This window comes from Nocardioides renjunii (genome assembly GCF_034661175.1).
In the GTDB taxonomy this organism is placed as follows: Bacteria; Actinomycetota; Actinomycetes; order Propionibacteriales; family Nocardioidaceae; genus Nocardioides; species Nocardioides renjunii.
On record NZ_CP141058.1, the window covers coordinates 246,190 to 264,392 of the forward strand.

17 protein-coding genes and 3 tRNA genes are annotated in these 18,203 nt (G+C 72.4%); 10 read left to right on the top strand and 10 right to left on the bottom strand.

Annotation, left to right across the window (positions count from 1 at the left end):
* Positions 1 to 12 precede the first annotated feature (12 nt).
* Both SHK17_RS01070 and SHK17_RS01075 read left to right on the top strand, forming a co-directional pair.
* Positions 13 to 627, top strand: coding sequence for a ClpP family protease (locus SHK17_RS01070; protein WP_172268799.1), 615 nt, complete (start codon positions 13 to 15; stop codon positions 625 to 627).
* Positions 624 to 1,226 carry a ClpP family protease gene (locus SHK17_RS01075; protein ID WP_172268801.1) on the top strand — a complete coding sequence of 201 codons (603 nt, stop codon included), beginning with the start codon at positions 624 to 626 and terminating at the stop codon, positions 1,224 to 1,226. The genes SHK17_RS01070 and SHK17_RS01075 overlap by 4 nt, the downstream gene beginning before the upstream one ends.
* A 28-nt stretch (positions 1,227 to 1,254) precedes the next feature.
* On the opposite strand, the gene SHK17_RS01080 is transcribed toward SHK17_RS01075, so the two are convergent.
* The 4 genes from SHK17_RS01080 to SHK17_RS01095 form a co-directional block, all read right to left on the bottom strand.
* The gene (locus SHK17_RS01080) at positions 1,255 to 1,554 is read right to left on the bottom strand and encodes a helix-turn-helix domain-containing protein (RefSeq protein ID WP_172268803.1); all 300 of its coding nucleotides are present in this window, start codon (positions 1,552 to 1,554) and stop codon (positions 1,255 to 1,257) included.
* Between the two features lie 45 nt (positions 1,555 to 1,599).
* On the bottom strand, positions 1,600 to 2,487 hold the full coding sequence (locus SHK17_RS01085) for a nucleoside hydrolase (RefSeq protein WP_322920794.1): 888 nt from the start codon (positions 2,485 to 2,487) through the stop codon (positions 1,600 to 1,602).
* Between the two features lie 11 nt (positions 2,488 to 2,498).
* Positions 2,499 to 3,038, bottom strand: coding sequence for a hemerythrin domain-containing protein (locus tag SHK17_RS01090; protein WP_322920795.1), 540 nt, complete (start codon positions 3,036 to 3,038; stop codon positions 2,499 to 2,501).
* A 101-nt stretch (positions 3,039 to 3,139) separates the two neighbouring features.
* Positions 3,140 to 3,212: transfer RNA gene (locus tag SHK17_RS01095), tRNA-Arg, on the bottom strand.
* A 175-nt stretch (positions 3,213 to 3,387) separates the two neighbouring features.
* Between SHK17_RS01095 and SHK17_RS01100 the strand changes: the two genes are divergently transcribed.
* The 4 genes from SHK17_RS01100 to SHK17_RS01115 all read left to right on the top strand — a co-directional run bounded on the left by SHK17_RS01100 (position 3,388) and on the right by SHK17_RS01115 (position 9,559).
* Positions 3,388 to 5,226, top strand: a complete 1,839-nt coding sequence (locus SHK17_RS01100) for a phosphoenolpyruvate carboxykinase (GTP) (RefSeq protein ID WP_322920796.1) — start codon at positions 3,388 to 3,390, stop codon at positions 5,224 to 5,226.
* A gap of 218 nt (positions 5,227 to 5,444) precedes the next feature.
* On the top strand, positions 5,445 to 6,356 hold the full coding sequence (locus tag SHK17_RS01105) for a sulfite exporter TauE/SafE family protein (RefSeq protein ID WP_322423837.1): 912 nt from the start codon (positions 5,445 to 5,447) through the stop codon (positions 6,354 to 6,356).
* A 209-nt stretch (positions 6,357 to 6,565) separates the two neighbouring features.
* Positions 6,566 to 8,425: a phosphoenolpyruvate carboxykinase (GTP) gene (locus tag SHK17_RS01110; protein WP_322920797.1), complete on the top strand. Its 1,860-nt coding sequence runs from the start codon at positions 6,566 to 6,568 to the stop codon at positions 8,423 to 8,425.
* Between the two features lie 129 nt (positions 8,426 to 8,554).
* Positions 8,555 to 9,559, top strand: a complete 1,005-nt coding sequence (locus tag SHK17_RS01115) for a TrmB family transcriptional regulator (RefSeq protein ID WP_172268819.1) — start codon at positions 8,555 to 8,557, stop codon at positions 9,557 to 9,559.
* 461 nt (positions 9,560 to 10,020) lie between these two features.
* On the opposite strand, the gene SHK17_RS01120 is transcribed toward SHK17_RS01115, so the two are convergent.
* Together SHK17_RS01120 and SHK17_RS01125 are read right to left on the bottom strand one after the other, a co-directional pair.
* Positions 10,021 to 10,111: transfer RNA gene (locus SHK17_RS01120), tRNA-Ser, on the bottom strand.
* A gap of 63 nt (positions 10,112 to 10,174) precedes the next feature.
* The gene (locus SHK17_RS01125) at positions 10,175 to 10,633 is read right to left on the bottom strand and encodes a hypothetical protein (protein ID WP_322920798.1); all 459 of its coding nucleotides are present in this window, start codon (positions 10,631 to 10,633) and stop codon (positions 10,175 to 10,177) included.
* Positions 10,634 to 10,736: 103 nt separating this feature from the next.
* Between SHK17_RS01125 and SHK17_RS01130 the strand changes: the two genes are divergently transcribed.
* From SHK17_RS01130 to SHK17_RS01140, 3 genes are all read left to right on the top strand, one after another.
* Positions 10,737 to 10,824, top strand: a tRNA-Ser gene (locus tag SHK17_RS01130).
* A gap of 86 nt (positions 10,825 to 10,910) precedes the next feature.
* Positions 10,911 to 11,792, top strand: coding sequence for an AAA family ATPase (locus tag SHK17_RS01135; protein ID WP_322920799.1), 882 nt, complete (start codon positions 10,911 to 10,913; stop codon positions 11,790 to 11,792).
* A complete protein-coding gene (locus SHK17_RS01140; protein ID WP_322920800.1) occupies positions 11,789 to 13,180 on the top strand; it encodes a VWA domain-containing protein in 1,392 nt (463 codons plus the stop codon). The genes SHK17_RS01135 and SHK17_RS01140 overlap by 4 nt, the downstream gene beginning before the upstream one ends.
* On the opposite strand, the gene SHK17_RS01145 is transcribed toward SHK17_RS01140, so the two are convergent.
* From SHK17_RS01145 to SHK17_RS01155, 3 genes are read right to left on the bottom strand one after another with little or no spacing between them, the layout of a single operon-like run.
* Positions 13,177 to 14,502 carry a hypothetical protein gene (locus tag SHK17_RS01145; protein WP_322920801.1) on the bottom strand — a complete coding sequence of 442 codons (1,326 nt, stop codon included), beginning with the start codon at positions 14,500 to 14,502 and terminating at the stop codon, positions 13,177 to 13,179. The two genes, SHK17_RS01140 and SHK17_RS01145, sit on opposite strands and share 4 nt — an antisense overlap.
* A complete protein-coding gene (locus SHK17_RS01150; RefSeq protein WP_172268834.1) occupies positions 14,502 to 15,449 on the bottom strand; it encodes a hypothetical protein in 948 nt (315 codons plus the stop codon). Before SHK17_RS01150 ends, SHK17_RS01145 begins: the two co-directional genes overlap by 1 nt.
* A 1-nt stretch (position 15,450) precedes the next feature.
* Complete coding sequence (locus tag SHK17_RS01155) at positions 15,451 to 15,888, bottom strand: hypothetical protein (RefSeq protein WP_322920802.1); 438 nt, start codon at positions 15,886 to 15,888, stop codon at positions 15,451 to 15,453.
* A 256-nt stretch (positions 15,889 to 16,144) separates the two neighbouring features.
* Between SHK17_RS01155 and SHK17_RS01160 the strand changes: the two genes are divergently transcribed.
* Entirely contained in the window at positions 16,145 to 17,668 is a 1,524-nt protein-coding gene (locus tag SHK17_RS01160) for a potassium/proton antiporter (RefSeq protein WP_322920803.1), read from the top strand.
* A gap of 24 nt (positions 17,669 to 17,692) precedes the next feature.
* Here the strand turns inward: SHK17_RS01160 and SHK17_RS01165 are convergent, their stop codons facing one another.
* Positions 17,693 to 18,196, bottom strand: a complete 504-nt coding sequence (locus tag SHK17_RS01165) for a LytR C-terminal domain-containing protein (RefSeq protein WP_322423844.1) — start codon at positions 18,194 to 18,196, stop codon at positions 17,693 to 17,695.
* Positions 18,197 to 18,203 lie beyond the last annotated feature (7 nt).

Genomic DNA, 18,203 nt, shown 5'->3' on the forward strand with positions numbered 1-18,203 from the left:
CAGGCTGGCGGCATGAGCCTGAACCCGACATCCGAACGCATCGAGGACGAGCTGGTCCGCCGCCTCATGCACCAACGCATCATCGTGCTGGGGGAGGAGCTGCAGGAGCGCAACGGCAACCGGTTGATGCACCAGCTGCTCCTGCTGTCGGCCGAGGACCCCCGCGCCGACATCACCCTCTGGATCAACTCGCCGGGCGGGTCGGTCTCGGCGATGCTCGCCATCCACGACGTCATGCAGCTCATCCCCAACGACGTCAGCACGGTCGCCATGGGCATGGCCGCGAGCGCCGGCCAGTTCCTCCTGTCCGCCGGTACGCCCGGCAAGCGCTACGCCCTGCCCCACGCCCGGGTGCTGCTGCACCAGGGCTCGGCCGGCATCGGCGGGACGGCGGTCGACATCGAGATCCAGGCCGACGACCTGCGCCACACCCGCGACACGGTGCTCGGGTTGATCGCCGCGCACACGGGCCAGGACCGCGACACCGTCGAGCGCGACTCCCGGCGCGACCGGTGGTTCAGTGCCGAGCAGGCCCTCGACTACGGCTTCGTCGACCAGCTGATCAGCAGCATCGACCACGTCACCCCGGCGCGACCGCAGGGCATCGGCCTGGCGGGTGTGCGATGAGCACCTACACGATCCCGTACGTCGTCCAGCAGACGCCGCGGGGCGAGCGCACGCTCGACCTCTACTCGCGGCTGCTCTCCGAGCGGATCATCTACCTCGGCACCGAGATCGACGACGGCGTCGCCAACGCGGTCATCGCCCAGCTGCTCCACCTCGCCTCGGAGAACCCGGACCTCCCCGTCAGCCTCTACATCAACTCACCCGGCGGCTCGATCTCGGCGATGCTGGCGGTCTACGACGCCATGCAGTTCGTGCGGCCGGCCGTCGAGACGGTGTGCGTGGGCCAGGCGGCCTGGACCGCCGCCGTGCTGCTCGCCGGGGGCGCGCCGGGCAAGCGGGCGATCCTGCCGCACGGCCGGGTGGTGCTCCACCAGCCGGCCACGCAGGGCCGCGGCACCGTCCCCGACCTCATCCTGGAGGCCGACGAGGTGGCGCGGGTGCGCCTGCTGCTCGAGGAGGTCCTGGCGCAGCACACCGGGCGCACGGCCGATCAGATCCGTCAGGACACCGACCGCACGCTGGTGCTTCCCGGCTCGGCGGCCGTCGACTACGGCATCGTCGACACGGTCCTGCACGAGCAGGGCCCGGCGTACGTCTGAGCCGCGGGCGGTCGCTCGGCGCGTGGGCTCAGGCGGCGAGGCAGGAGGCGTCGGACCGGTTGACCCGTCCGGCCAGCTCGCGGACACCCAGCTCGAGCGCGCCGGCGACGGCGTGGAGCATCTCCGAGGAGGGGTCCTTGAGCCCGCGCTCGATCTCGGAGAGGTACTGCACGGACACGCCGGCGCGCTGCGCGACGTCCACGAGCCGCTCGCCGCGACGGGTGCGCTCGCGGTGCAGCTCGCGGCCCACCAGCTCGCGCCACAGCGGCTCGGGTGCCTCGGCCGACCGGTCGGCCGCACGCTCGGGGAACTCCAGGATCTCGCCCATGGATCGACGGTAGCGAGGCCGGGCGCCGGGTCCTACGGGTTCCGCTCAGAGCGGAACGGCCGGGCCCAGGAGCGCGTCGACGTACGCGGTCGCCGCGGCCGCGGCGTCGACGTCGACCACCACGTCGGTCCACCGGCCGTCCGGCGTCTCGGTGAGGCGGTCGCCGACCAGGCCGATCCGTCGCGGCTCGACCCGGAACAGCCCGGGGTGGGTGAGCAGCACGAGCGCGCCCGCGTCACCGATCAGTCGACCCCGTCGCACGGCGAGGAGCTCCCCGGCCAGGCGTGCGGCCGGGCGGTTGGACGACCGGAGCCGGGCGACGTCCTCCGCACGCACCGAGACCCGCTCGAACACGTCGATCACATAGAGCGTGAAGGACCGGTCTCCCGCCAGGAGCCGAGCGGTGGCGACGGGGTCGTGGGCCGCGTTGAGCTCGGGCGGGTCGCCCGCCGCCAGCTCGCCACCCAGCACGACGACCTCGTCGGCCAGGGGTGCGAGCGCGGTGAGGTTGGTCATCGGGGCGAGCCCGACCAGGGTGACCGGTCCACCCGCGCCGGCTGCCTCCACGACGTCCGCGACGCCGAGCCCGGTGGTCTCGGGTCCGGTGGTCTCGGGTCCGGTGGTCTCGGGCCCGGTGGTCTCGGGCCCGGTGGTCTCGGGCACGGGTGGCACCGGGACCCCGCCGAGCCCGTCGGGTCCGTGGTTGGTGGGACCGGTCCGCGGCCCGGCGCCGGAGGTCGTCCGAGCGGCCCCGGTCACCACTGGTACGTCGTGGGCGCCGGCGTGCGCGAGGACGGCCGCCGAGTTGCGGGCCGCGACCCCTGCCGGGACGTTGCCCACCACGGTCGTCACCCCGCACAGGTCGAGCGCGGGGCTCGCGGCGGCGTAGAGCAGAGCCAGGGCGTCGTCGATGCCGGTGTCGACGTCGAGCACGACCCGCCGCGTCACACGCCCAGGCCGAGCAGGCCGAGCGGCTCGGCCATCTCGGTCTCCTCGTAGGTGAAGTGCGACTCGAGGTCGGCGCGCAGCGCGGCGACGGCCGCGACCAACTCGTCGACGCGGGAGGGGTCGGACCGGACGGCCAGGGCCAGGTCGTCGACCAGCTCGAGGTGGGCGTGGACGACGAGGTGCTCCTCGGCCAGCCGCTGCGCGACGGGGGCGTAGGCCTCCAGCGTCGCGACCGCGGGGAACATGCTCTGGTCCTCGATCGAGTGGTGCATCGTGAGGAAGCGACACACCTGCCCGCACATCCCGGCGACCTGCTGGGCCGTCAGCGACGGCGCCAGCCCGTGGACCCCGGCCCGTACGGCGTCGGCGTCCCCCGCCCCGTCCTGCAGGGACTGCACGGCCCGGGTGAGCGCCTCGAGCTCGTGGCGGAAGTGGTCGTGGATCATCCGGAGGTGGTCGCCGCCCGCGCGCTGCCGCGGCGTCAGCTCGACGGAGCCCGACACGCGGGGACGGCTGGCGTCGTCGATGGGCGGCACGGGAGCGAGCCTACGGCCCGGGGCCGACAGCGGGCGGCGAGTGGCCTGCGGGCCCGGGACGCAGAACAGCCCGGTCGTGACGACCGGGCTGCACTGTCCTGCGCGCCTGTAGGGATTCGAACCCCAAACCTTCTGATCCGTAGTCAGATGCTCTATCCGTTGAGCTACAGGCGCCCGTCCGTGCACCGCTTGCGCGCCGCGTGGACTGGTCGAGGATAGCCGACATGGTCCGGACGGGCGAAATCAGGCCCACCCCGTCAGTCGGTTGACGGCCCTCGGCGGTGCCCTATGGTGCCTAGCACCCGCACACGCGGCGGTCCGCACCCGCCGCAGGATGAGAGGCAGCGTGATGGCAGATCTCGAGGCAGTCATGGACGAGGCCGGACTGACCAACCCCCAGGTCCGTGAGTTCGTGAAGGAGTACGCCGAGCTCACCGGCGCCGAGCGCATCGAGGTGGTCAACGCCTCCGACGACGCGCGGCTCCTCGAGGAGGCCGTGGCGGCCGGGGAGCTCCAGCGCGCCGGCGAGGGGCGCTACTACTCGCGCAGCTACCACAAGGACACCGCCCGCTCCGAGGAGCGCACCATCGTCGCGACCAACGACGAGAAGGACCGCGGCGTCTACAACAACTGGCGGCCGGCCTCGGAGATGAAGCCGATGCTGCACGAGCGGATGCGCGGCGCCTCGCAGGGCAGGACGATGTACGTCATCCCCTACCTGATGGCCCCGGCCGGCAACGCCCTCGAGCCGTGGGCGGCCGGCGTCGAGCTCACCGACACGCGCACCGTGGTGCTGCACATGATCCGGATGGCCCGCGTCGGCGTGCGCTACGTCAACGACCTCGAGGACCAGGGCTCGTTCGTCCGCGCGGTGCACGTCACCGGCGACCTGGAGCATCTCGGCCAGGGCACCCCCGACGACCAGCGCTACTTCGTCACCGTCGCCGACGAGCGCACCATTCTCCACTTCGGCTCGTCCTACGGCGGCAACGCGCTGCTCGGCAAGATCGCCCACGGCCTGCGGCAGGGGGCGTACGACGGCTGGGCGAGCCGGAAGTTCCTCGCCGAGCAGTACATGCTCATCGGCATCCACGACAAGGAGACCGGGAAGACGTACCACGTCTGTGGCGGCTTCCCGAGCGCCTCCGGCAAGACCAACCTGGCGATGATGGCCGCCCCCGACGCCCTCGGCGACCGCTACCACGTGTCGTTCTACGGCGACGACATCGCGTGGCTCTGGGTCGACGAGGAGACCGGCCGGCTCATGGGGATGAACCCGGAGTACGGCGTGTTCGGGGTCGCCAAGGACACCAACGAGACCACCAACCCCAACGCGCTGCACTCCATCGACGAGGGCTCGCAGGCGATCTTCACCAACGTCGCCTACAACCCGAGCACCGGCGAGGTCTGGTGGGAGGGCAAGACGCCGAAGCCGCCGAGCAACGTCCGCGGCTGGCTCGACTGGACCGGGTCGCCGCTCGCCGACCGCAAGAGCAACGACACCGCAGCGTGGGCGCACCCCAACAGCCGGTTCACCACGACGCTCGACAACGTCCCCAACATCGCCCCCGACTACGACGAGCCGGCGGGCGTGCCGATCGACGCGATCATCTTCGGCGGCCGCACGAGCGACCGCGAGCCGCTGATCCGGGCGATCACCGACCTCGCCGAGGGCGTCTACGACGGTCTGACGCTCGGCGCGGAGGCGACCTTCGCGGCCGAGGGCGTCGACGGCCAGCTGCGCTACGACCCGATGTCGAACCGGCCGTTCATGGCCTACGGCGAGGGTGACTACGCCCGCCACTACCTCGACATCGTCGGCGCGGCGAAGGAGCAGCCGATCTTCGCGCACGTCAACTGGTTCCAGAAGGACCCCGACGACGGCCACTTCCTGTGGCCCGGCTACCGCGACAACCTGCGCCCGCTGCTGTGGCTGCTGCAGCTCAAGAACGGTGAGGTCGAGGGTCGGCGCACCGCGGTCGGCATCATCCCGACCGAGGAGGAGCTCGACCTGTCCGGCATGGACGTGCCGGACCGGGACCTCGAGCGCATCCTCACCATCGACAAGGAGCGGTGGCAGCAGGAGATGGGCTTCCGCGAGGAGCACCTCGCCCAGTTCGACCGGATGCCCGAGGAGATCTGGGAGGCCCACCGCCGGGTCGCCGCCGACCTCGAGGGCGAGGCCTGACCCCTCCTCCCTGCCGCTCGTCCCTGTCGAAGTCCCCGCCCAGGCGGGGACTTCGTCACGTCCAGGCCGTTGCAGAAGCCGAGACGAGCGCGACTCGCGCAGGGAGTGCCGCCACCGAGGCATAGAGGTGAAAGGACACGCCAACCACTGATTAGGTATTGCCTATCAACACACTGTAGTTTGGCGACAACGTCCTGATCCGTGCTCGAGGAGTCCCCGTGCAGAAGCTCGTCATGTTCGCCCTCGTGGGCGTCGCCGCCCAGCTCGTCGACGGCAGCCTGGGGATGGCGTACGGCGTCACCTCCACGACGCTGCTGCTGATGATCGGCACCAACCCGGCCATGGCCTCCGCGATGGTCCAGCTCGCGCAGCTCGGCACGACGGCCGCCTCGGGCATCGCGCACCACTCCTTCGGCAACGTCGACTGGCGCGTCGTGCGCAACATCGCTGTCCCCGGCGCCGTCGGCGCGTTCGTCGGCGCCACGCTGCTGGTCAACATGCCCGTCGACCTGGCGAAGGTCGTCATGTCGGTGCTGCTGCTGGCGCTCGGCTCCTACCTCCTCGTGCGCTTCACCGTGAAGGGCTTCGACTCCACCCGGGTCGGCCAGCCGGTGAGCCGCCGCTTCCTCGTCCCGCTCGGCGGGATCGCCGGCTTCGTCGACGCGACCGCCGGCGGCGGCTGGGGCCCGATCGGCACCCCTGCCCTCCTCGCCAACGGCCGGATGGAGCCGCGCAAGGTCATCGGGTCGGTCAGCACCTCCGAGTTCGTCGTCACCCTCGCCGCCTCGATCGGCTTCCTCACCGCGCTCGGCTTCGCCGGCATCCAGTGGCAGATCGTCCTCGGCCTGCTCATCGGCGGCGTGATCGTCGCCCCGTTCGCCGCGATGCTGGTCAAGGTCATCCCCGCCCGGATGCTCGGCTCGCTGGTCGGTGGCCTGATCGTGCTGACCAACACCCGCACCCTCGTCAACGCCGACCTGGTCGCCGTGCCGGGCAACGTCGCGGTCGTCCTCTACGTCGCGATCGCCGCGGTGTGGGGCTTCGCGGTGAACCACTCGTGGCGCGCCCACAAGGCCGACGTGGCCCGCGAGGCGGAGCTCGAGGCGATGCGCGCGCCGGTCGAGGCCTGAGCCTCTCCGGACCGTCCTCCGGCCTCCCGACAGGGGTCGGTACACCGGTCACCGGCCTCCGGGAATGATGCGCCGGAGCACCGAGATCCACGTCACACCCCTGTGATCGATCCAATAGGGGGGAGCTGATCGACGGGCTAGCGTCCCGCGCAAGTCGCCGACAACGACGCCGCGCGAACCACCCGCGACGCTTCCCGAAGGAACCGGTCATGACCGCCACCATCGACACCCAGACGACTCCTCCCACCGAGCAGCCGACCACCCACCAGGGCATCCTCGCCTGGGTCACCGAGGTGGCCGAGCTGACGCAGCCCGACGCCATCCACTGGTGCACCGGGTCCGACGAGGAGTGGCAGCAGCTCACCGCCGCCCTCGAGGCGACGGGCACCTTCACCCGGCTCGACCCGGACCTGATGCCCAACTCCTTCCACGCCGCCTCGGACCCGACCGACGTCGCCCGCGTCGAGGACCGCACCTACATCTGCTCGGTGCGCGAGCGTGACGCCGGCCCCACCAACAACTGGATGGACCCGGCCGAGATGAAGGACCTCATGCGCGGGCTCTACGCCGGCTGCATGCGGGGCCGCACGATGTACGTCGTCCCGTTCGTCATGGGTCACCTCGAGGCCGACCACCCGATGTTCGGCATCGAGGTCACCGACTCGGCCTACGTCACGGTGTCGATGCGCGTCATGGCCCGCATGGGCACCGACGTCCTGCGCCGGATCGAGGAGCTCGCCGACGCCGGTGAGGACCCGCAGTGGGTGCCCGCCCTCCACTCGGTCGGCATGCCGCTCGAGCCGGGCCAGGACGACGTGTCGTGGCCGTGCAACGACACCAAGTACATCGTCCAGTTCCCCGAGGAGCGGATGATCTGGAGCTTCGGCTCGGGCTACGGCGGCAACGCCCTGCTCGGCAAGAAGTGCTACGCCCTGCGCATCGCCTCCGTCATGGCGCGCGACGAGGGCTGGCTGGCCGAGCACATGCTGATCCTCAAGCTCACCTCGCCGCAGGGCGTCACCAAGTACGTCGCCGCGGCCTTCCCGAGCGCGTGCGGCAAGACCAACCTCGCGATGCTCAAGCCGACCATCCCGGGCTGGACGGTCGAGGCCATCGGCGACGACATCGCCTGGATGCGCGTCGGCGAGGACGGCCGCCTGTGGGCGGTCAACCCGGAGTTCGGCTTCTTCGGCGTCGCGCCGGGCACCAACGAGGACACCAACCCCTACGCGATGGAGACCATCCGCAAGGGCAACTCGGTCTTCACCAACGTCGCCCTCACCGCCGACGGCGACGTGTGGTGGGAGGGCCTGGAGAACCCGCCGGCCGTGGCCACGAGCTGGAAGGGCGAGCCCTGGACGCCGGAGATCGCCGCCGAGACCGGCGAGCTGTCCAGCCACGCCAACAGCCGCTACTGCACCCCGATCAAGCAGTGCTCGATCCTCGCCGACGAGTACGACGACCCGCGTGGCGTGCCGATCGACGCGATCCTCTTCGGCGGCCGCCGCAAGACGACCATCCCGCTGGTCACCGAGGCCCGCGACTGGAACCACGGCACCTTCATGGGCGCGACGCTCTCCTCGGAGACCACCGCGGCCGCCGTCGGCGCCGTCGGCGTGGTGCGACGCGACCCGATGGCGATGCTGCCGTTCATCGGCTACAACGCCGGCGACTACTTCGGTCACTGGGTCGGCATCGGCAAGGACAACGACGCCGCCAAGCTGCCGAAGATCTTCTACGTCAACTGGTTCCGTCGCGATGACGACGGTGGCTTCCTCTGGCCGGGCTTCGGCGAGAACAGCCGCGTGCTCAAGTGGGTCATCGAGCGCATCGACGGCCAGGCAGCGGCCGTCGAGACGCCCATCGGCCACGTCCCGGCGCCCGGCTCGCTGGACATCGACGGGCTCGACGTGACCGAGGAGCAGCTGGCGCAGGCGCTCGCCGTCGACACCGAGGAGTGGAGGGCCGAGCTCCCGCAGATCGAGGAGTGGTTCGAGAAGTTCGGCGACGACCTCCCGGCCGTGCTGTGGAGCGAGCTCGACACGCTGAAGGCCCGGCTCGAGGCCTGAGCCACCGTCGTACGCCGCCGACCCGCCTCCCGCGCCACCGGGGGGCGGGTCGACGCCGTCCGGGGCGTCGGCGTTGTGTCGGTGTGGCACCATCGCCCCACTGGGTACGGGGTCGAGCGGAGGTCAGTCATGCCCCTGGGGCAGCAGGAGCGCGGGATCTTCGAGGAGCAGGCCACGCCGCTCTACGAGGAGATCGTGACCTCGGGGGGCATCAGCACCACCGACCGTCGCATCGTCGACCGGGGTGAGCTCCAGCAGGCCTTCGAGCTCCTCGTCGAGGTCGGCCTGGTCGTGAGGAGCGACGACGGCACGCAGTGGCGCGCGGTGGACCCCGCCGCGGTGCAGGCGCAGGTGGTCGCCCCGCTGGGGCAGCAGGGTGCCGAGCTCATCGCCGAGTCGGCTCACTGGGCGCAGGCGTTCTCGACGCTGTCGCACGCCTGGCGTCGTTCGCCGAGCGCCGTCGGGGGTCCGTTCGCCGAGATCCGCGGCCTCAGCACCATCGCCAGCTTCCTCGCGTCGCTCGTGGGCGACGCCGAGCTCGAGCTGCTGACGGCGCAGCCGCAGGACCGCCGGGGTGTCAAGCAGCTCGGCGAGGCCGGTGCCCGCGAGATCGCGGCGCTCAAGCGGGGCGTCAAGATGCGCACCCTCTACCAGCACGCCGCCCGACGAGGTGCCGACACCCGCAAGTACGTCGCCGCGGTGACCGCCGCCGGCGCCGAGGTCCGCACCCTCGACGAGTTCTTCAACCGCCTCATCGTGGTGGACCGCCGGATCGCGATCATCCCCAGCCACGAGGGGCTCAGCGCGGCGATGGTCATCAGCGACCTGTCGATGGTCGGCTACCTCGTCGACATGTTCGAGCGCCACTGGGAGCGGGCACGCCCCTTCACCAGCAGCGAGACCTCCCTCATGCGCGACATCGCCGCCGAGCAGCGCGCGATGACGATCCGGATGCTGCTGGAGGGCCGTGCCGACCCGGCGGGCGCCAAGCGCCTCGGCGTCAGCCCGCGGACGTACGCCGGCTACGTCGCCGACCTCAAGAACGAGTTCGAGGTCGAGACGAGGTTCCAGCTCGGCTACGAGATGGGCAAGCGGGGCATCTCCGGCCGGGAGACGGACGAGCCGACGCCCTGACGGGTTCTCGGGAAAAGACAAGGGCAGCAGCTCTGGGAGCTGCTGCCCTTGCTGCCGGGACGGGCCTGTGGGGGAGGCCGTCGGACCAGAACTCGTGGGGGGTTGAGGGGTCCGTGTCCCAGCTCTTCACTGCGTGCACATCATGGCACGTGTGGCTCAGAAGTTTGCCTTGACCTTGCCGCCCCACGTGGTGTCGGTTGCGGCGCTGGCGGGGCCTGCGTTCACTCCGACGAAACCGAGTCCGAGCGCGGCCACGAGAGCGGCTGCGGCGATACGGCGAACTGGGGTCATTGCTTTCACCTCGAAGTCACGTTGTCACAGGGGATGACGTGGTCCATCTTCACCCATGGCCCGTCGTGGCGTCCCACCCCTGTCGCTGCAGGTCTGTGCAATGCAGGATCCTGCAAACGACGCGGGCAGCGCGGCGTCGGCCCCCTTCGGAGGAAGGGGGCCGACCACTGCGGAGGCGGAGGGATTTGAACCCTCGATGGGGTTGTAGCCCCAAACCCGCTTAGCAGGCGGGCGCCATAGACCGGACTAGGCGACGCCTCCATGCCCGACCGCGGCCGGGCGCACAGAAGGTTACAAGGCTCGGCGCGCCTGCGCCGAATCAGGTCACCACTTGCGCAGGCCGTGTCCGCGCTGGAGGTGGTCCTGGACGTCGCGGACGAACGCCTCGCGGTCCGTCGCGAGCATCTCGACCGGGATCGTGGTCGTCCGCCCGTCACGCAGGCGGAGCACGACGACGGGCGAGCCGGCGACGGTCGTGGTCACGGCGTCCTCGACGTCCTTCCACCGGCCCGACGCGGCGCCGACACCGCGCACCCACTGGATGCGGTAGCCCGCCGGGGTCAGCCGCGCGACCCAGCCCTTCTGCCGCCACGCCCACCAGGTGGCGACCAGCAGAGCGATCGTCAGCGTCACCGGCACCAGCAGGAAGAGGGTGTGCAGGTCGAGCACCGCGATGGCCAGCGTGCCGAGCAGGATGAGCACCGCGACCGTGCACAGGACCACACCGAGCAGTCGCGCCGCGACGGCGGGAGCGAGGCGGTGGACAGTGGCGGTGTCGGTCACGCCGCCGATTTCACCACGTGTGCCGCCACCGCCCCGCGCGCGGGTCGCGGCGGGCGCCGTTCGGTAGAGTCCCGCGGTGTGCGGCGCCCTCGGCGCGGCACGAGGAGGGGTGCCGGAGCGGCCGATCGGAACCGCCTTGAAAGCGGTCGTAGGGAGACCTACCGCGGGTTCGAATCCCGCCCCCTCTGCCACGGCGAAGCGGAGCGAGGCGCCGGCTGAGGGGGCGTCGGCCCGCGCTCCGCCGCTCCCGCAGTCGGCCGCGGCTAGGCTCCGTCCGGTGACGACCTGGTTCGAGTCCGCCGACGACGCGGCCGAGCGCCTGCGCGCGGCCGGCTACCTCACCGACGACGCGACCGCCCTGACGACGTACCTCGCGGGAGCGCTGGAGAAGCCGTTGCTCGTCGAGGGCCCGGCCGGCGTGGGCAAGACCGAGCTGGCCAAGGCCGTCGCCCGGGCGACGGGCGCCGAGCTGGTGCGGCTGCAGTGCTACGAGGGCCTCGACGAGGCGCGGGCCCTCTACGAGTGGAACTACAAGAAGCAGCTGCTCCGGATCCAGGCCAGCGGCGGCCGCGACGCCGGTCCGGACTCGTGGAGCGAGACCCACGACGACATCTTCACCGAGGAGTTCCTCCTCACCCGGCCGTTGCTCACCGCGATCCGGCGCGACGAGCCGACCGTGCTGCTCGTCGACGAGGTCGACAAGACCGACGTGGAGGTGGAGGGGCTCCTGCTCGAGGTGCTGAGCGACTTCCAGGTGACGATCCCCGAGCTGGGCACGGTCGCGGCGACCCGGCGTCCCTTCGTGGTCCTCACGTCCAACGCCAGCCGAGAGCTGTCCGAGGCGGTGAAGCGACGGTGCCTGTTCCTGCACCTGGGCTACCCCGACGCCGAGCGCGAGCGGCAGATCGTCACCAGCCAGGTGCCCGGGCTCGACGACCGGGTCGCCGCCCAGCTCGTCGACGTCGTCGTACGCCTGCGCGAGCTCGAGCTCAAGAAGGCGCCGTCCATCGCGGAGTCCGTCGACTGGGCCCGCACGCTGATCGCGCTGCAGATCGGCGACCTCGACGAGGCGACGGTCGCCCGGACGCTCGGTGTGGTCCTCAAGCACGCCTCGGACCAGCGACGGGCCGTCACCGAGCTCAAGCTGGCCGTGAGGTGACCCTGCTCGACACCCACATCGGCTTCGTGGAGGCGCTGCGCTCCGCGGGCCTGTCGGTGTCGCTGGCCGAGGGGCTCGACGCCATCAGCGCCTTGGAGAAGGTGCGCTGGGACGACCGCGAGACCGTCCGGGCCGCGTACGCCGCCACGCTGGTGAAGCGGCAGCCGCAGCGCGTCACGTTCGACGCGGTCTTCGACATCTACTACCCGCGCCTGGTCGGCGACGGGGTGCGCGCCGGCGACACGACCGACGAGGAAGCGGAGGGGGACTCCGCCCCGGCCGGTGGCCCCCGCGACACGGGTGCGGACCTCGAGCGCTTCCGGGAGGCGCTGGCCGACGCGCTGGCGGCGGGCGACCAGCAGGCCCTGCAGGACCTCGCGGCGGAGGCGGTGGGGCGGTTCGGCGCCATGCCCGGTCGCGGGCCGGGCCTGTCCAGCTGGTCGGCGTACACGTCGTTGCAGCGCGTCTCGCCCTCCGAGCTGCTGGACCGGCTGGTCCAGGGCCTGCTGGCCGAGGGACTCGACGGCGAGCGGGCGCAGCGCACCGCCGGCCGGCGCATCGGCGACTTCACCCGCCTGGTCGAGGGTGACGCCCGGCGGCGCATCGCCGAGGAGAAGGGACCGCGGCACGTCGCGGACGTGACGGTGCGGCCCACCATCGACCGGCTCGACTTCACCGCCGCCCGCCGCTCCGACCTCGAGGAGATGCGCCGCGAGATCTACCCCCTCGCCCGGCGGCTGGCCGCGCGGCTGACCAAGGAGCAGCACGCGCGGCGGCGCGGTCCGCTCGACGTACGCCGCACGGTGCGGGCGTCGATCGCCACCGGCGGCGTGCCGCTGACGACGCACCACCGTCCGCGCCGGCCGCACCGCACCGACCTGGTGGTGCTGTGCGACGTGAGCGGCTCGGTGGCCAACTTCGCGCAGTTCACGCTGATGCTGGTGTTCGCGCTGCGCGAGGCCTTCGGCGGCGTGCGGGCGTTCACGTTCGTCGACGACGTCGTCGAGGTCACCGACGCCTTCCGCCCGGGCGCCGACGTGGTCGAGGTGATGGACTCGCTCGCCGCGAGCATCTCGCACGCCGCCCTCTTCGGGCGGACCAGCTATGGCCGGGCGCTCACGCGCTTCGCCGAGGCCCACCCCGACGCGATCGGTCCGCGGTCCTCGCTGCTGGTCCTGGGCGACGCGCGCTCCAACTACAGCGACCTGGCGCTGCCGGTGCTGGCGGACCTCGCCGGCCGGGCCCGTCACGCGTGGTGGCTCAACCCCGAGCACCCGCGGCACTGGGGCACCGGGGACAGCGCGGCGGACCGGTACGGCGAGGTGGTGCCCATGGTGGAGTGCCGCAACCTCGCCCAGCTGGGCGAGTTCGTGCACGAGATCGTCTAGCCGGCGAGGTAGCCGAGGTCCTGCATCCGGGTGATCTCCGCGCGCACCTCGGGGTGCCCGGCGCTGTCGGCGGCCTTGGCGCCTGCGACGTAGATGTCGGTGCCGTCGGCGGTGCTGCCGTCGAAGACCACGGTGAGCCGGTTGGTCGTCGCCGCGTTGATCAGCGAGCCGAGCAGCGCGACCGGGTCGGAGCGGTCCTCCAGCGACAGGACGCGGGTGCCCTCCGGGATCCGCGGCACCTGCGCCGACGGTGAGCCCGCCGTCACGACCTGGTCGACGACGAAGCGCGGCGATGCCGCGGTGGCGGCGATCTCGGCGGCCACGGTGCCGCCGGCCGCGGAGCCGACGAGCATCACGCGGGCGTCGTCGTCGGTGACCGCCTTCTCGATCGCGCGGATCACCTGCGTGGCGGTCGTCGTCGGGTCGGCGCCGACGAGCCGGAGCCGTCCGGACTCCACGCCGAGCGTGCCGGGCAGGTAGGCGATGTAGCGGCCGGTGCCGACGCGCTGGACGCTGATCCGCCGGTCCTCCGCGAGCAGGTTGGCCATCAGCTCCTCGAGCGAGCGCGGCGCCGCGGCGGCGCTGGTGCCGACCTCGGGGTCGGGCTGCTCGATCTCGACGAAGGAGCCGGCGGAGTCGCGGAACGCCGAGATCGCGTCGGTCGGGAACGGCTCGACGCCGATCGCCCGCAGGCCGCCGCGCGCGGCGGCCACGCCCTGGTCGGAGGCCAGCACGCCGGCGGTGAGCAGCGAGCGCATGTGGAGGCCGTCGAGCAGCCCGCCGCCACCCGACAGGTGGTCCATGAGGTCGGGGTTGTTGTCGGCGAGCTCGCTGAGGTAGGCGGTGACGCCGTCGCGGTCGAGCGTGTCGGTCTCGATGAGGCCGGCGCTCACGATCGCGCCGCCGAGGGCGACCTCCGGGGCGAGGTAGCCGATGGCACGGCCCGCGATGGAGCCGAGCGTCTTGTAGGCCGCCTCCTGGAGCTCGTCGATCCAGCGGTAGGTCAGCACCGTGGCACGTACGACGAGCGCGTCGGCGTCGAGCTCGACCGACCGGGTCAGCAGGCCGTGCTTGCCCGTCGTCGCGGCCCGGATGTCCTCCCCGGCCTGCGCCCAGGTGGCCTTCGAGAGCTCGCCGGAGTCGACGACGTCGTCGTCGGAGAGGATCACGCCGCCGAGGCGGGCGCGGGTGCGCATCTCGCCGCCCGTGGCGTCGAAGAGGTCGGCGAGCGCCAGCATCTGGTCGTACTTGTCGGCGGCCACGGCGGCCGACGACTCGGGGGCCCCGGCCTCGTGGGTGCGGGGGATGTCGAGGTCGCCCATCAGGAGACCGCCTCTCGGAGGGCGACCTGCGCCAGGACCGGGGCCAGCTCGGTGGGCAGGTCGTCGGGGTCGACGCGGGCGACGGCGACCCGGGCGCCGTCGTCGTGGCGCGGCGTGAGCGAGTGCCAGCCGTCGCGGAGCAGCACCCACGACACCACGCCGACCGCGGTGGTGGCGCGCTCGGAGACCTCGGCGGCCAGGATGCGGAGGCGTCCGCGTCCCTCCGTGTGCACTGCGGAGACGGCGGCGGCCGCCTCGGCGTCGCCGAGCTCGTCACCGTCGGCGAGGACGGCGCCGTCGGCCTGGCCGATGAGGACCGGGACGAGGTCGGAGCGACCGGAGCGCAGGGCCTCGCCGATCGTGTCGGCGAGGGCGTAGGGCACGTCGAGGTGGGCCGGGACGTGGGACTCCGAGAGCGGCATGTCCTCGGGGACCTCGGTGACGCGGGACAGCTCGCTGGTCCACTGGTCGACGGGGAACCAGGCCAGCTCGAAGACGATGCCGTCGCAGGTCGACAGGCTCGCCACGGCCCCGCCGTCCTGGCGGTGCCACGCCTTGACCTGGGTGGTGCCGGCGGCGACGTCGATGTCGAGCGCGAGCCGCGGTGTCGCGAGGAGGCCCACGGCCCCGACGATGCCGGGGTCGGCGCCGTGGTCGCCCACCAGCCCGCGGCGGCGCAGCGAGTCCTCGGGGTCGTGGAGGGTGCCGAGTGCGTCGGTGTAGGCGGAGTCCTCGGCGGATCCCCGGCTCTGGCCGAGGCGTCCGGACAGCGAGCCCGCACCCGGGGCGGCGCCGCGCGGGTCCTGCACGTCGAAGGGGAGAGGTGCGCCACCGGCGAGGTCGGCGACCAGCCGCAGCTCCGGCAGGGTCAGCGCGATCCGGCGGGCCATCCCCTCGAGGAAGGTCGTGGGCACCGGGGGCGGGGTGGTCAGGTCGATGGTCACCATGTCAGAGCCCCGGGAGGTCGACGGTGAGCCAGTCGCGGTGACCGGCGGGCGGGGGATCGAAGGCGAGCAGGGCGGCCTCGGCGCCGTCAGGCTCGGCCGCGGCGCCGCCGTCGGCGGGAGCCGCCTCGCTGGCGCGGGTGCTGGCGTCCTCGACGAGCGTGCGGGCCTTGTGAGTCCGGACCTCGATCGCCTCCTTGAGCGTGTCGACCTCGACGAGGTGCTTGGCCAGCGAGTCGGCGGCGGTCTCGTGCTGGGCGGCTGCCGTGCGGAGGTGGTCGGCACGGTCCTTGATCCGCTCGCGCATCGCCTCGGCTGCCTTGCCGTGCCACGGCACCGCCTCGGCCTGGGAGACCAGGCGCGCGGCCAGCGCGCGGATGTCACCACCCTGCTCGCGCAGCTGGGCGACGCGCTTGCGGCCCGCGGCGGTGTCGCCGTACATCGATCACACCCCTTCGTCCGAGGACGCCTACCCGCTGCCCGCACGGTCCAAACGTCGTCCCGCGCCGGATTGTCCACCACCGGGGCACGCTCGGTACACCCCGGCCGATGCCGCGGACCGGTCGCCGCGGACCGCTGGTGGGCCGCGTCCGCGGGCACGAGCGACGTCAACCGCAAGGGTGTTCGGCCGATAGGATCAGCATGCCGACCCGCGGCGAGCCGGCTCCGGCTCGCCCAGCCGACCTGCACGAGGTGCAATGACCTTCGACGTCCACCAGCTCGACGAGTTCGTGCTGGTCGGCGCGGTCGTGACCCTGGCGGCGATCCTCGCCGTACGCGTCTCGGCGGGCGTCGGCCTGCCGTCGCTGCTGATCTACCTGCTCATCGGCGTGGTGCTCGGCGAGGGCGGTCCGTTCGGCATCCCGTTCGACGACGCGCAGCTCGCCCACGCGCTGGGCTTCGGCGCTCTCGCGATCATCCTGGCCGAGGGTGGTCTCACCACCGACTGGCGCCAGATGCGGTCGAGCGTGCGGCTGGGATTGTCGCTGGCGACCGTCGGCGTCGCGGTGTCCGTCGCGGTGGTCGCGGTCGGCACCCACTACCTCCTCGGGCTGCCGTGGGAGCTCGCCATCCTGCTCGGCGCGATCTGCTCGCCCACCGACGCCGCGGCCGTGTTCTCGGTGCTGCGGGCCCTGCCGCTGCCCAAGCGCCTGACCGGCGCCCTCGAGGCCGAGTCGGGGCTCAACGACGCCCCGACCGTCGTGCTCGTCGGCATCATCTCCACCGGCGCGGCCGCGGACTCGGGGGTGCTCGAGACCGCGGGCATCATCGTCTTCGAGCTGATCGCCGGCGGCCTCGTCGGCGTGGTGTGCGGCGTCGCCGGGGCGTGGATCATGCGGCGGGTCGCGCTGCCGTCCTCGGGCCTCTACCCGCTCGCGGTCCTGTGCCTGGCGTTCACGGCGTACGGCGCCGCGGCCGCGCTGCACGCCTCCGGGTTCGCCGCCATCTACGTCGCGGCGCTCATCCTGGGCAACAGCGAGCTGCCGCACCGGATGACGACGCGGTCGTTCGCCGAGGGCATCGCGTGGCTGGCCCAGATCGGGCTGTTCGTCATGCTCGGCCTGCTGCTCTCGCCGGGGCGCATCGACGTCGACACGGTCGTCCACGCGCTGGTGACCGGCCTCGTCCTGACCGTCGTCGCCCGGCCGCTCTCGGTGCTGGTGAGCAGCGTCGTGCAGCCGATGGCAGCGCGCGACCTCGCCTTCATCTCGTGGGCCGGGCTGCGCGGCGCCGTGCCGATCGTGCTCGCCACCATCCCGCTCTCCGAGGGCGTCGACGGTGCAGACGACCTGTTCGACATCGTCTTCGTGATGGTGGTCGTCTACACCCTGCTCACCGGCCCGACCCTGCCCTGGGTCGCGCGGCGGCTGGGGGTGGCGCACCGGCTCCAGCCCCGCGGGCTCGACGTCGAGGCGGCTCCGCTCGACCGGGTCGCGGCGGACCTGCTGCAGGTCACGATCGCCGCCACCTCGAAGATGCACGGCGTCGAGGTCGGTGAGCTGCGGCTGCCCAAGGGCGCCTCGGTGTCGCTGGTCATCCGATCAGGGGAGGTGCTGGTGCCCGAGCGTCGTACGGTCCTGCGCGCGGGCGACGACCTGCTCGTGGTCACCCCGCGCAAGCTGCGCGAGGTCACCGAGGGCCGGCTGCGGCAGGTCTCGCAGAACGGTCGTCTCGCCCAGTGGCTGGGCGACCCGACGCGCCGCGACCGCGACCGCGGCTGACGGACCTGACGCCGATCGGCGGTCCTACTCCGAGCCGGTGGCCCGGCAGTACGTCGCGTCCTGCGCGGCGACGACCGACTCGACCTGCTTCTTGCGCAGGGCCGTGAACTTCTCGCCCAGCACGACCACCACGCCGGGACCGAGGGCGTCGCCGCCCACGATCCGGGCGCCCTTGAACTGCTTGCGGACCAGGGCGACCGCCGGGTTGGTCGGGTCGGCGGCCCAGATCTGGGTGCTCGCCGCCGGCTGGGGCGAGTCCCCGACGTCGCCGGCGACGAAGCCGCGCTCGGTCAGCTGGGCGCTCGTCGAGCTGGCCAGGCCGCTGCGCCCGCTGCCGTTGAAGACGCTGACCACGACCTGGTCGCGGCGCACCTCGCTGCCGGCGGTGACATCCGTGTCCTCGCAGATGGCCACCGGCTCGTCCTGGGGGAACGGCTCGGTGAACGCCGCCCAGCCCCACACCGCGGCCAGGAGGACGAGGACCGCCAGCACGGCCAGGGTCAGGGCCGACTTCAGGGCGCCGGTCATGGGGTCC

Excerpts from the sequence above, each read along its gene's own strand:
- SHK17_RS01070 (WP_172268799.1), top strand. The coding sequence starts at position 13 with ATGAGCCTGAACCCGACATCCGAACGCATCGAGGACGAGCTGGTCCGC.
- SHK17_RS01075 (WP_172268801.1), top strand. The coding sequence starts at position 624 with ATGAGCACCTACACGATCCCGTACGTCGTCCAGCAGACGCCGCGGGGC.
- SHK17_RS01080 (WP_172268803.1), bottom strand. The coding sequence starts at position 1,554 with ATGGGCGAGATCCTGGAGTTCCCCGAGCGTGCGGCCGACCGGTCGGCC.
- SHK17_RS01100 (WP_322920796.1), top strand. The coding sequence starts at position 3,388 with ATGGCAGATCTCGAGGCAGTCATGGACGAGGCCGGACTGACCAACCCC.
- SHK17_RS01110 (WP_322920797.1), top strand. The coding sequence starts at position 6,566 with ATGACCGCCACCATCGACACCCAGACGACTCCTCCCACCGAGCAGCCG.
- SHK17_RS01115 (WP_172268819.1), top strand. The coding sequence starts at position 8,555 with ATGCCCCTGGGGCAGCAGGAGCGCGGGATCTTCGAGGAGCAGGCCACG.
- SHK17_RS01145 (WP_322920801.1), bottom strand. The coding sequence starts at position 14,502 with ATGGGCGACCTCGACATCCCCCGCACCCACGAGGCCGGGGCCCCCGAG.
- SHK17_RS01150 (WP_172268834.1), bottom strand. The coding sequence starts at position 15,449 with ATGGTGACCATCGACCTGACCACCCCGCCCCCGGTGCCCACGACCTTC.
- SHK17_RS01155 (WP_322920802.1), bottom strand. The coding sequence starts at position 15,888 with ATGTACGGCGACACCGCCGCGGGCCGCAAGCGCGTCGCCCAGCTGCGC.
- SHK17_RS01160 (WP_322920803.1), top strand. The coding sequence starts at position 16,145 with ATGACCTTCGACGTCCACCAGCTCGACGAGTTCGTGCTGGTCGGCGCG.
- SHK17_RS01165 (WP_322423844.1), bottom strand. The coding sequence starts at position 18,196 with ATGACCGGCGCCCTGAAGTCGGCCCTGACCCTGGCCGTGCTGGCGGTC.